The organism is Bacteroides sp. GM023 (assembly GCF_014750685.1).
In the GTDB taxonomy this organism is placed as follows: domain Bacteria; phylum Bacteroidota; class Bacteroidia; order Bacteroidales; family Bacteroidaceae; genus Bacteroides.
The window spans coordinates 25,589-38,112 of record NZ_JAAXGE010000021.1; the positions used below are offsets into that span (position 1 = coordinate 25,589).

At 43.2% G+C, this 12,524-nt stretch carries 9 protein-coding genes; 3 read left to right on the forward strand and 6 right to left on the reverse strand.

Annotated features, from left to right (window positions below; translation table 11 throughout):
• Positions 1–2: 2 nt before the first annotated feature.
• Entirely contained in the window at positions 3–1,865 is a 1,863-nt protein-coding gene (gene mrdA, locus HC965_RS25375) for a penicillin-binding protein 2 (RefSeq protein ID WP_191034076.1), read from the forward strand.
• Positions 1,846–3,303, forward strand: a complete 1,458-nt coding sequence (gene rodA, locus HC965_RS25380; RefSeq protein ID WP_191034077.1) for a rod shape-determining protein RodA — start codon at positions 1,846–1,848, stop codon at positions 3,301–3,303. The genes mrdA and rodA overlap by 20 nt, the downstream gene beginning before the upstream one ends.
• A gap of 9 nt (positions 3,304–3,312) precedes the next feature.
• On the opposite strand, the gene gldH is transcribed toward rodA, so the two are convergent.
• From gldH to rluF, 6 genes are all read right to left on the reverse strand, one after another.
• A complete protein-coding gene (gene gldH, locus HC965_RS25385; protein WP_191034078.1) occupies positions 3,313–3,801 on the reverse strand; it encodes a gliding motility lipoprotein GldH in 489 nt (162 codons plus the stop codon).
• Entirely contained in the window at positions 3,779–5,278 is a 1,500-nt protein-coding gene (gene ricT / locus HC965_RS25390; protein WP_191034079.1) for a regulatory iron-sulfur-containing complex subunit RicT, read from the reverse strand. Before ricT ends, gldH begins: the two co-directional genes overlap by 23 nt.
• A 14-nt stretch (positions 5,279–5,292) precedes the next feature.
• A complete protein-coding gene (locus HC965_RS25395; protein ID WP_191034080.1) occupies positions 5,293–6,417 on the reverse strand; it encodes a DNA polymerase III subunit in 1,125 nt (374 codons plus the stop codon).
• Position 6,418: 1 nt separating this feature from the next.
• Positions 6,419–7,372, reverse strand: a complete 954-nt coding sequence (gene metF / locus HC965_RS25400) for a methylenetetrahydrofolate reductase [NAD(P)H] (RefSeq protein WP_191034081.1) — start codon at positions 7,370–7,372, stop codon at positions 6,419–6,421.
• Between the two features lie 189 nt (positions 7,373–7,561).
• The gene (locus HC965_RS25405; protein WP_191034082.1) at positions 7,562–8,074 is read right to left on the reverse strand and encodes a ferritin-like domain-containing protein; all 513 of its coding nucleotides are present in this window, start codon (positions 8,072–8,074) and stop codon (positions 7,562–7,564) included.
• A 150-nt stretch (positions 8,075–8,224) separates the two neighbouring features.
• Positions 8,225–9,238: a 23S rRNA pseudouridine(2604) synthase RluF gene (gene rluF, locus HC965_RS25410; protein WP_191034083.1), complete on the reverse strand. Its 1,014-nt coding sequence runs from the start codon at positions 9,236–9,238 to the stop codon at positions 8,225–8,227.
• A gap of 1,831 nt (positions 9,239–11,069) precedes the next feature.
• Here rluF and HC965_RS25415 point away from each other — a divergent pair.
• Positions 11,070–11,408 (forward strand): hypothetical protein, encoded by a 339-nt coding sequence (locus HC965_RS25415; protein ID WP_191034084.1) that lies wholly within the window; start codon positions 11,070–11,072, stop codon positions 11,406–11,408.
• Positions 11,409–12,524 lie beyond the last annotated feature (1,116 nt).

Consider the following 12,524-nt stretch of genomic DNA (forward strand, 5'->3'; position numbering starts at 1 on the left):
AGATGGCAAAAGATTATAGATTAGAGAAGCGCAAATTTGTTATCAGTGGCATTGCCCTATCCATTGTTCTCATTTATCTGATACGGCTTTTCGTCTTGCAGATAACGACGGACGACTATAAAAAGAATGCCGACAGCAACGCTTTCCTGAATAAGATTCAATATCCCTCGCGCGGAGCTATCTACGACCGTGCCGGCAAACTGCTGGTATTCAATCAGCCTGCCTATGACATCTCGATTGTTCCGAAAGAAGTGGAAAACCTGGACACACTCGACCTGTGTCAGTCTTTGAACATCACTCGTGCCCAATTCCTGAAGATAATGAGCGACATGAAAGACCGTCGCCGCAATCCGGGATACTCCCGCTATACCAACCAGCTATTTATGTCGCAACTTTCGGCAGAAGAATGTGGCGTCTTTCAGGAAAAACTGTTCAAGTTCCGTGGTTTCTATATCCAGCGACGTACCATCCGCCAATATTCCTACAATGCCGCCGCCCATGCTTTGGGCGACATCGGAGAAGTTTCCGCCAAAGAAATGGAAGCGGATGAAGAAGGATACTATATCCGTGGTGACTATGTCGGCAAGTTGGGTGTGGAGAAATCATATGAAAAGTACCTGCGCGGAGAGAAAGGAATTGAAATCCTGCTTCGTGATGCGCACGGCCGTATTCAGGGGCATTATATGGATGGCGAATACGACCGCCCTTCCGTCCCCGGCAAGAACCTGACACTAAGCCTGGACATTGATTTACAGATGTTGGGTGAACGCTTGCTGAAGAACAAAATCGGAAGTATCGTAGCCATCGAACCCGAAACCGGAGAAATCCTCTGCCTGGTATCTTCTCCGAACTATGACCCGCATTTGATGATCGGTCGTCAACGGGGTAAGAACCATCTGATGCTGCAACGTGATAAGATGAAGCCCTTGCTGAACCGTGCTTTGATGGGTGTTTATCCACCGGGATCTACCTTCAAGACAGCACAAGGACTAACCTTCCTGCAAGAAGGGATCATCACCGAGCAAAGTCCTACATACCCCTGCTCACGTGGTTTCCATTACGGCAGACTGACGGTAGGTTGCCATGCTCACGGAGCGCCGCTTCCGTTGATACCCGCCATCGCTACATCGTGCAACTCCTATTTCTGTTGGGGACTGTTCCGTATGTTCGGCGACCGCAAGTACGGTTCGCCTCAGAATGCCATTACCGTTTGGAAAGACCACATGGTTTCGCAGGGATTCGGTTACAAACTGGGAGTCGATTTGCCGGGAGAGAAACGCGGGTTAATCCCGAACGCGCAATTCTATGATAAAGCATATCGTGGACACTGGAACGGACTGACGGTAATCAGTATCTCCATCGGTCAGGGAGAAATCCTGTCCACCCCGCTTCAGATTGCGAACTTGGGAGCAACGATAGCCAACCGGGGATATTTCGTCACACCGCATATTGTAAAAGAAATCCAGGACAATCAGATAGACAGTCTCTACCGTACTCCCCGCTATACCACTATTGAAAAGAGACATTACGAATCAGTAGTAGAAGGTATGCGCGCCGCCGCTACGGGCGGTACTTGCCGGATGCTTTCCATGATGATTCCGGATGTGGAAGCCTGTGGAAAAACAGGTACTGCGCAAAACCGCGGACACGACCACTCGGTATTTATGGGCTTCGCGCCGATGAACAAACCGAAGATAGCTATTGCCGTCTATGTGGAGAACGGCGGATGGGGCGCTACATACGGAGTTCCTTTCGGGGCATTGCTGATGGAGCAGTATTTGAAAGGCAAGCTCTCGCCTGAGAACGAGTTGAGGGCGGAAGAATTTAGTAACAGAGTGATATTATATGGTAACGAGGAGCGATAGTTTGTGGAAAACGCTGGACTGGGTAACGATTTGCATTTACCTGCTCCTGATTGTTGGCGGATGGTTCAGCGTCTGCGGAGCCAGTTATGACTATGGCGAACGCGACTTCCTCGACTTCTCTACCCGTGCCGGTAAACAGTTTGTATGGATTATCTGCTCCTTCGGACTCGGATTTGTGCTGTTGATGCTGGAAGACCGTATGTATGATATGTTCGCGTACATTATATATATAGGGATGATTCTCTTGCTTATCGTCACTATCTTTATTGCGCCGGACACGAAAGGTTCCCGTTCCTGGCTCGTGATGGGGCCGGTCAGCCTGCAACCCGCCGAATTTGCCAAGTTTGCCACGGCCCTGGCGCTGGCCAAATATATGAACGCCTATTCATTCAGCATCAAGAAGGAAAAGTGTGCCCTGGTCTTGGGGCTGATTATCCTTCTCCCGATGTTATTGATTATCGGTCAGCGGGAGACAGGCTCTGCCTTGGTATATCTCGCCTTTTTCTTAGTTCTCTACCGGGAAGGAATGCCGGGAGTAGTGCTTTTTGCAGGGGTCTGCGCGGTAATCTACTTCGTAGTCGGCATCCGTTTCGACGAAGTGTTCATTGCCGACACGCCCACGCCATTGGGAGAATTTATCGTATTACTCTTGATTTTGTTATTCGCCGGCGGCATGGTATGGGTATATCGTAAGAAAGCCGCACCTACCCGCAACATTATTGGCGGAAGCCTGGGCATATTATTAATCGCCTACTTAATATCAGAATACTGGGTACATTTCAGCCTGGTTTGGGTGCAATGGGGGCTTTGTGCCGTCGTAGTAGGCTATCTGATATATTTGGCATTGAGCGAACGTCAGCGCACCTACTTCTTAATTGCCTTATTCACTATCGGCTCCATCGGATTCCTCTATTCCAGCAACTATGTATTCGATAATGTATTGGAACCGCACCAGCAAATCCGTATCAAAGTCGTATTGGGTTTGGAAGAAGACTTGACGGGAGCAGGATATAACGTGAACCAGTCCAAGATTGCCATCGGTTCCGGCGGCCTGACGGGAAAAGGTTTCCTGAACGGTACGCAAACCAAATTGAAGTATGTACCCGAACAAGACACCGATTTCATCTTCTGTACAGTAGGAGAGGAGCAAGGCTTTGTCGGTTCGGCTGCCGTCCTGATAGCCTTCCTGATTCTGATTTTACGATTGATATTCTTGTCCGAGCGGCAACCCTCTACTTTCGGGCGGGTATATGGATACTCCGTCGTCAGCATTTTCCTTTTCCATCTATTTATTAATGTCGGTATGGTGTTGGGATTGACACCTGTTATCGGTATTCCATTGCCGTTCTTCAGTTACGGCGGGTCTTCCTTGTGGGGCTTTACGATATTGCTGTTTATCTTCCTGCGCTTGGATGCAGGGCGGGGCAGAAGGCTTTAAAAAGAGCTTCTAATTTTCTATGTGTTGTTTTTCAACCCGTATTCCTACATCATTCATTCCTTGCAGGCTCTTGTCTTTCATCCCGTGCATCACCTTAATGGTATAATTGCCCGGATGCAAAGGTCGCACGGATTTAACGAATATCTCTGACTGATAAATACTTCCCCATCCTTTCCCCGTCCATCTGCCGCTAGAATCTGCCAGGGTGATGGCGATAGTATCCGTATGCCACACCATAGAATCCAGCATATTCTGACTGATAAATAAATGCAAGTCATGATAAGGATAATCCGTCCTGTTGCGAACTTCCGCAAACAGCCGGAAAGTCGTGGGAACACTATCCGTGACAGGAATCTGAAAAGAGAGTGTATCACTCTTTCCCCACCCTCCATCGGGAAGGGATTGGTAAGAGTGATACACTGTATTCTTGTCGTTACAGGCTACTGCCATGCAGGCAATGAGCAGACCAAATAAGCTATTCCTGAGAAGGTTTTTCATTCTGATTCTGCGGTTTCTCCTGATTCGGGTTTCTCTCCGGTCTTTCAGATTTTTCCGTCCTTTCGGGTCTTTCCGGTTTGGGACGACGTTCCTGACCTTGCGGGCGCTCCTGACCTTGCGGACGTTCCGGTCGTTCCTGATTTTGAGGACGTTCTTGTCCTTGTGGGCGTTCCGGTCGTCTGTTGTCGTTATTCCGTCCCTGGTTCTGTCCCCTGTTCCGGTTGTTATTATTGTTTCTCGGTCGGTTTTCCCTTTCCCCTCTGTTTCCGTTTTCTGACGGTTGCGGGCGGTTTTCATTCTCCCGTTGAGGTTGTTGCGGACGGTTTCCACCCTCTGCCTGTTGCTGCGGGCGGTTGTTATTGTTGTTATTTCCTTTTTTCTTCTTCTTGTTGTTCCGGTTTCCGCCATCCTTATTATTCCGGCTGCGGTCGAAACGGGTAAGACTTTCCTGTTCCAGCAAGTCCACCGGCTTCTTCGGTTCCGGCTTCTTCTCTTCTTCGACCAGGCTGTCCGGCTTCATTCCTTTTCTATTCATGGAGATAATCTCAAAAGCACGCTTACCACTGATTGTCACCAGGTTGGCAGGGAAGTTCTTGTCCGTAGAATAAGAAATCTGATTGCTCAGAATATCCGCTTTGAAGAAATAGAAAGTACCATCCTTCGTTTCCAGTTCGATCTCCTTGGAAGGAAGACGCTTTTGAGCTTCCACATAGCAGTCTACTTCATAGTTCAGGCAGCACTTTAGCTTTGCGCATTGTCCGGCAAGTTTCTGCGGATTCAGTGAAATGTCCTGATAACGGGCTGCGCTGGTAGATACCGATACGAAACTCGTCATCCACGTAGCACAGCAAAGCTCGCGTCCGCAAGGGCCGATACCGCCGATACGTCCCGCTTCCTGGCGTGCGCCAATCTGCTTCATCTCAATACGTACACGGAATGCTTCTGCCAATACCTTAATCAATTGGCGGAAATCCACACGCTCGTCCGCGATATAATAGAAGATAGCCTTGTTACCATCTCCCTGATACTCCACATCTCCGATTTTCATGTTCAGACTCAGATTCAAAGCAATCTGACGCGCACGAATCATCGTAGCATGTTCCTTACCTTTGGCTTCGTTGAATTTCTCCATATCCACCGGTTTGGCTTTCCGGTAGACACGCTTGATTTCCGTATCCGCCTTGAAGTTTGCTTTCTTCATTTGCAGCGGAACCAGTCTGCCTGTCAGCGTTACTACACCAATATCGTGACCCGGAGCAGCTTCAACGGCAACTATATCTCCCTTTTCCAGTTTGATTTTATTGCTGTTGCGGTAATATCCCTTCCGGGTATTCTTGAATTGCACCTCCACCATGTCACTCTCTTCCGCATTGCCCGGTATGTCTGCCAGCCAATCGTAGGTGTTCAGTTTCTTATCTTGTCGGGAGCATCCTTTGCAGCAAAGGCCGCCGCTCCCATTATGAAGTTTATATTCCATAGTTTATATATTTATTATTGCTTCAACAGTACAATCATCTTCAGCGAGAAGTCGAAGAATACCATTTTAGCATTTACATTCTGTTCTATATGTAGTTGCGCTTCGCTCAGTTCGTCCATGATGCCCATCACATTCCGTTCGTTGACAAAGGGCGCAAAGCGGGTCGCAAAATTCTGTTCGTTGATAGTCATATACGTAAGGTCGCGTTGATGCAGGTTGAAGATGAAATTCTCCCGAATCATACGCTGGCAATATTCCAGAAGATTCTTCTGGCGTTCACGCCCCATGCTCGCCACTTGCTCGCTCCACATTTTCATCTCCCTGATTTTCCGTTGATAAGACAGACGCATCAGGTTGACAAATAATTCAAAGAACAACTGGTTCTCTTCATTCAGATGAATAGACTCGAGTGCCTTGACAAAATTCCCGTTTGCCAGGTGGGCAATGGAAACACTGTCGGCGGGCAAAATATTATATTTCGTCTGCAATACCCGGTTGATGCTGGCTTCGTCGATTTTCCGCACATTCATGCGTTGGGTACGGCTCAGGATAGTAGGCAAAATCATATCCGGCGCTTCCGATACCAACAGGAAAACCGTCTTTTCCGGTGGCTCTTCAAGCAATTTCAGCAGTTTGTTGGCACACACCGGATGCATTTTCTCCGGCAGCCATACAATCGTAATCTTAAATCCCCCTTCGCTGGATTTCAGACTCAGTTTTTTCAGAATCTCATCACTCTCCTTGGCGTAGATTAATGCCTGTGAGTTCTCGGCATCCATCTCACCCAACCAGTGGTTAAGGTTGAAGTAAGGATGATTGATAACAAACGGTCGCCAGTCGGCAATATAATCATCGCAGACTTCCTTTTTCCCCTTCGCGCTTTTCACGATGGGGAACACGAAATGTAAGTCAGGATGTACCAGCTTATTGAATTTCACGCAGGACGGACACACACCGCAGGCATCAGTCTCGCCCCGGTTGGTGCAGCTGATATAACGTGCATAAGCAATAGCCAACGGCATTTTTCCAACCCCTTCCGGGCCGCAGATGAGCTGGGCATGTGGAATACGCCCCTCATTCACTTCTTGAATAAGCCGTTGCTTGATTTCTTCTTGTCCGATTACGTCTCTGAAAAACATATCAATAAATGATTTTGGCTACTTCTTTGATACTGTCTACTGCTCCGATAGAGTAGAAATGAATACTCGGCACTCCGTGAGCCATCAGTTCCTTGCACTGGGCTACACACCATTCGATGCCCACCTGCTCGGCTTCCGCGTCGTTCTTGCATTTCAACGCTTCTTTCACCAAGTCTTCCGGCAAGTCCACTTTGAATGTCTTTGGAACCATGCTCAGTTGAGACAGTTTCTTGAACGGCTTGATTCCCGGAATGATAGGTATATTGATACCCGCCGCCTTCGCCTGCTCCACAAATTCGAAATACTTCTTGTTGTCGTAGAATAACTGCGTCACTGCATATTCCGCACCGGCTTCCACCTTTTTCTTCAGCCAATAAAGGTCGGTTTCGATATTGGGAGCTTCTTCGTGCTTCTCCGGATAGCAAGCCACCCCGTAAGAGAACGGAGTACTGCTGACTTTCATTTCCGAACCGTCTACAAAGATGCCTTTATTGAAATTATTGATTTGTTCCTGCAATTCGATAGCGTGATGGTATCCGTCGCCTTCCGGTGTGAATACCGATTCGTGCTTTGCTTTGTCGCCACGCAACACCAGCAGTTCCGTGATATTCAGAAATTGGAGGTCGAGCAACACGTATTCCGTTTCCTCGCGCGTGAAACCGCTGCATAAAATATGTGGAACGACCGTGATATTGTATTTATTCTGAATGGCAGCGGCTACGGCAACCGTTCCCGGACGCCTTCTCAAACGGTTTCTCTGAAACAACCCGTTGCCGAGATCTTTATATACATATTCGCTGCGATGAGTGGTGATATTGATATATTTCGGATCAAATTCTCGAAGAGTATCGACTGTTTGATGCAGCTTTTCTATTCCCGTTCCTTTCAGCGGTGGAAGGATCTCGAAAGAAAAAGCAGTTTTCTTGTTGCTATGTATTAAATCAATTACTTTCATTCTTTTTTGCTAATGTTCGTTATCTACGTTGGATTAAACGTGCATATTGGGACAAAAATACGAAAAAAGAAAGATTTCTTCTTGATTTACTCTAAAATAGTTTCGTTTTTATCGCACTATATAGATAAAAGAGGGAATATCCTCTTATAGGATACACCCTCTCTTACCTAATCATTATTATATTAGAATTTACTTTTCAAGGAATGATTTCTTCATCCGGGCAATGTCCGTTAGGTAATCTTGTAAATCTTGTTCATGTTCTTCCTCTTCGGCAAGAATATGTTTTGCGATGTCACAAGTCGTGAAATCTTTCCCGTTGGTAAAGTCGGCAATTTCTTGATAGCGAACAATAGCGCAGCGTTCGGAAGCTACATTATCCTTCAGCAAACTGACAGAATCGAACCCTTGCGGAGCGTCATATTTGCATCTTGCCAGTTCGAACCATTGTTTAGGATCAAGTACCGGAACACCTTCCAGTTCGATGATGCGGTTGGCCAATAGTTGCGCATGTCTGCGTTCCTCTTCGGCATGTTCCTCAAATTCACCCTGTACGTCGGCACGCATGGCGCCTTCCACTACTAATGCACCTACCCAATATTGATAGTATGCCAACCATTCTTCAGCTAATGCTGCGTTCAACTGTGCGATTAAACTTTCTACATCTAGTTTTCCTTGTAGAATTTTTACACTTTCTCTAGCCATAATTTTTATGTTTAGGTTACTATGTTTAAGTTGCCTATGTAACAGACTGCGGTTGCTTTTGTTTCGTGAACGTGTTAGTTTTAACAAAAAAAATCCCCTCATTTGCCATTCGTCTGTGTTGGCAAAGAGGGGATGTATGTCAATGCGGCATCAAACCTTTCTTCCTTTTCTGATCGGTGAGTTCTGCTTGGGCGCCTGCGTTTTCTTTTCTACTACTCTTGATTTTCCAACCCGAAGCCCGCTTCCTCCTTTTTTCTTCTTTTTCTTAATCGTTGTCTCTTGCTTTACTTGCTCCCTGTCTATAGCCTCAGTGGATGCGCTGAAAGGTTTATCAGCTTTTGCTTTCTGGGCTTGTTTAGAGACAATATTGGCTTTGCGGTAATTCGTTTTTATGTCATATCCTTGCAAAGCTCTGTTTATCGCCTTGTTGCTATTGGCGGGTTTCTTGGCTTGAACGATATCTTTTGACTTATCCAATAAGTCAAATAGTTCTTCCAGTTCGCCTTGAGTCAGGTCTCTATAATTCCCTTGTCCCAAATTTCCTAATTTGATGTTCATAATTTGGATACGTTCCAGCTTAACTACTTCATAGTCAAAGTACTCGCACATACGACGGATCTGACGGTTAAGTCCTTGAACCAAAGAGATTTGAAAGGTATAAGGATTGATTTCTTTGATTTCGCAACGGCGGGTTACCCGGTCCAAAATGGGAACGCCCTCTGCCATCTTGGTAAGAAACTCTTTGGTGATGGGTCTATCTACTCTTACCAAGTATTCCTTTTTATGATTATTGCCCACGCGCAATATCTTGTTGACAATATCTCCATCGTTTGTAAGAAGGATTAAGCCCTGAGAGTCTTTATCCAAACGTCCGATAGGAAATATGCGTTGCTCATGACTTATGTATTCGATAATATTGCTTCTATCAGAAACATCTGTTGTGCTAACGACTCCTACCGGTTTATTAAAAGCGATATACACGGGCTCAATTTCATTTTTTATAAGCTCTCCGCGTACTTCAACTTTTTGACCCGGTAATATGCGCATTCCGATAGTTGCACGTTTACCATCGATGGTTACATACCCATCTTTGATAAGCTGGTCAGCCTCTCTTCGTGAGCAATAGCCCGATCCACTGATATATCTGTTCAGTCTATATTCCATTTTATATCTTTATTTATGTATTTACAATAGTCCATTAAACATTTCATTCGCACTTATGTGCCAACAGGGTGTTCGTTTCATCATCTTAACCTCCCTGTTCTATTAGTAGGGAATGCCTAATTTAAATGCGGGAAACTTTCCTCAAAAGGAAAGCTTTTTTTAAAGACATAAAATGTAGTTAGATAATACGGAACAAATATAGCAATAGAAACTAAGAGGAGAAAGAATATTAGCAATTATAAATTAGAAAAATAGAGGATATTGAATTTATTGAGCGAATACCTTGATGATTAATTCTGCGTATTCTACGAAAAAAAGTTTAGTGTGTTTTACTATCATGCTCTCATAAATTGCTTGTAACCGTTTATTCATCGGCATTTTAACTATGAGGGTAACTATGGGGAACTATGAGAGCAACTATGAAGGTAACTGTGAGGGTGAAAGTTGTGTGAGTAACGACTGAGGATAGATTTTGCTCAGTTGTATTTATAGGATACTTCAAACTTCAGCAGCCAGGTCTCATTTATAATTTGAACTCAGATTAACTCTTTACTAGAGAGAATTTTTATTTTTATCTCTCATACTCTCATTGGTTTGTATAATTGATTGTAAATCAATAAATAATATAATGAGAGATAAAATTAGAAAGTGCATCGCTCATGCTTTTAACGTCATTTTCGCCCTAAAATGATGCATCTCTCATATGCTTTTGTGGCATTTCTCATATACTTTTATGGTATTTCTCATACATTTAAGGTATCTCTCATGCTTTTTTGCCTGTTTTTTATGCATCTCTCATAAGAACCGTGTCTTTATCTCTCATCAAATCCTTGATTATTCTTTTCTATGTTTCAGTTTAACCGTTAATCTTCTATGCTTAATAGCTTGTTTATATGTAGTATACCTACTGTTTTTATGTTTTATCCTATTTCTTGTTGTGTTTTTGAACCGATATCTGTATTGTTCCACTAGAGTGGACAATTCTTTCCACTCAAGTGGAGAGTTCTTTCCACTAGAGTGAACAGTTTAATCCACTCCAGTGGAACGATATAAATAGCTTTTAAAAAACACGAGAATATCTACTCTATATCCCGCTGGCAACCGCTTTGTGAACTGTTGTTGAACGGTACATGACTCTTAGTTTGTCTTGAATGAATTATAATTGGATACTTAACATAACTCCCATAGTGCTTTTGAGTATGAGAGATACCTTTAAAGTATGAGAAATGGCACAAAAGCATATGAGAAATGCTACAAAATCATATGAGAGATGCATTATTTTAGGGCGAAAATGACGATAAAGGTATGAGAGGTACAATTTATAATTTCATTTCTCATAATTCTGATGATTGATTTACAAGTAATTAAACAAAAAGTATGAGAATATGAGAAATGAAAATAAAAAACAATTTTAGTAGCCTGAATACTGAACTTGATACAGATGATTTCGCCAAATAAAATAAGTTGATTGAATCCATTTATTTCTTTGTCAATATTGTTTGTTTGCTAAAAAATATTGTTACTTTTGTCGTAGTTTACTTTCTAGCGAAGAAAGTGACTTTTTAATTATTGTATTGAGAGCAGTTATTTGTTGCATTCCGTATAGAAATCGGCTAAATTTTAATCCTGAATGACAATAAGTGGCGGGTCTCACGCATCTTTTGCATATATAACCTTGTTATATACCCAATTGAGCGTGGGACTATCACTTATGTTCAGGAGAGGGTCTTAGCCGATACCTTATATGGAACGTGAGTAGATAGTTTCCCATGCTCTTTTTTATATATAACCCTCGCACCACTGGGAACTGATGCGGCAAACAAAACGCGCTATGTTATATTCCGATTTCAAAGAAGCGGTAATCCTCTTGATGCAGCATCCCGTAATGCTCAAACCTTTTTGCTCTCTGTCCGATGGTGAGAAAGAATCCGCCTATGACCTTTTAAGCAGTTTGGCCGACTTGTCAGTCTGTGAGAATTATACTTTAGTTGATTACCTTCAGCTATCCCGCCTTAATTTTATGCTCGGCAGGCTTGCCCAAGAAATATGCTTGGAGCCTGAAAAAGTAATTGGCTATTATAATGATGGTTATGAATGTCTACAGAAAAGCGGCATTGATTTGAGCTTGAATAAATGGTCTGAATTAGTCAGTTTGCGTATGGCCGAATAATATATGTGACAGAAAATGCATATATCAGCAACTAGATATGTTGAGTAATGGATATGTCAGAATGATATGTATGTTAAAATAGAATGTATGCCGAAATGATACATATACGTAATAAATACTTAGTTTCATAATCCTACCAGTTTATAACCAGTTTTTACGCATGGAGTTTGCAAACCCTGCCGATTGCTTGTGAAAGCCGTTTTCAGATTTGTCTTCTAGAGAGGGTGCTCATTTTTTCCCGTACGAGCATCCTCTTGCTTTTTATCGAGATTTGTGAAACTCCTTTTTTAGTTGAGCTTGATACAGTATCCTCTTCCTTTTTAATTTCTCCTTCTTTTCAGCCTCTATTTCTACTATTCCTTATATTCCTTCAGCCTTTTTTTACCCCTCTTTCCCCTTTTTCCCTTTCATTCTTCAGAAAAAAGCTGTTTTTTTTCTTCCGGCTATTTACTTCCTCTCGCGCGCATTACGCGCACATGTGATATAATAATGTGTACTCCCTCACCCGTTCCCGCGCACACTCCACCCTGTATTAAAAAATATGTTCTACAACACCCTTATTGTTCAACTAGTTAGCATAAGTATTCAAAAATAATTAGAAAAAAGATGCATATATATTTGGAGTGTATCCCAAAAGGGACTACTTTTGCACCCGCTTTCCAAGAGAAGAAAGCCTTGATAAAATGACTTAGTGATAAAGCGTAAGACCGCTTAAGATTAAGAATAAAAAAACTTCCGATAAAGTTTGGAAGATATAACTTAAAGTTCTTATCTTTGCAGTCCGATTCGCAAAGAAAACGGTTTATCTTTTCTTAATTGATTATTCTTTCCCTTTCGCAAAGAGAGCCTGAGAAACGAATTGAAAAAGAAAATAAAAAAACTTTCGAAAAAGTTTGGTAGTTAAAATTAAACCCCTTACCTTTGCACCCGCTTTTAAAACGAAAGCAACAAGTTCTTTGAAATATTGATAAACAATACAAGTAGTACAAGTTAAAAAATAGAACCGTCAATACTTGTTTCAGAAGTAGCAATACAAATGAAACACAGGTATTTGAAAAGAGTCAATAAATTTTGTACGGCATCCTGAACAGAGCAAGAACCATCCTTTACGGATGA

What these genes read in the sequence shown, in the direction of transcription:
- mrdA (WP_191034076.1), top strand. Translation starts at nt 3, where the DNA reads ATGGCAAAAGATTATAGATTAGAGAAGCGCAAATTTGTTATCAGTGGC.
- rodA (WP_191034077.1), top strand. Translation starts at nt 1,846, where the DNA reads ATGGTAACGAGGAGCGATAGTTTGTGGAAAACGCTGGACTGGGTAACG.
- gldH (WP_191034078.1), bottom strand. Translation starts at nt 3,801, where the DNA reads ATGAAAAACCTTCTCAGGAATAGCTTATTTGGTCTGCTCATTGCCTGC.
- ricT (WP_191034079.1), bottom strand. Translation starts at nt 5,278, where the DNA reads ATGGAATATAAACTTCATAATGGGAGCGGCGGCCTTTGCTGCAAAGGA.
- HC965_RS25395 (WP_191034080.1), bottom strand. Translation starts at nt 6,417, where the DNA reads ATGTTTTTCAGAGACGTAATCGGACAAGAAGAAATCAAGCAACGGCTT.
- metF (WP_191034081.1), bottom strand. Translation starts at nt 7,372, where the DNA reads ATGAAAGTAATTGATTTAATACATAGCAACAAGAAAACTGCTTTTTCT.
- HC965_RS25405 (WP_191034082.1), bottom strand. Translation starts at nt 8,074, where the DNA reads ATGGCTAGAGAAAGTGTAAAAATTCTACAAGGAAAACTAGATGTAGAA.
- rluF (WP_191034083.1), bottom strand. Translation starts at nt 9,238, where the DNA reads ATGGAATATAGACTGAACAGATATATCAGTGGATCGGGCTATTGCTCA.
- HC965_RS25415 (WP_191034084.1), top strand. Translation starts at nt 11,070, where the DNA reads ATGTTATATTCCGATTTCAAAGAAGCGGTAATCCTCTTGATGCAGCAT.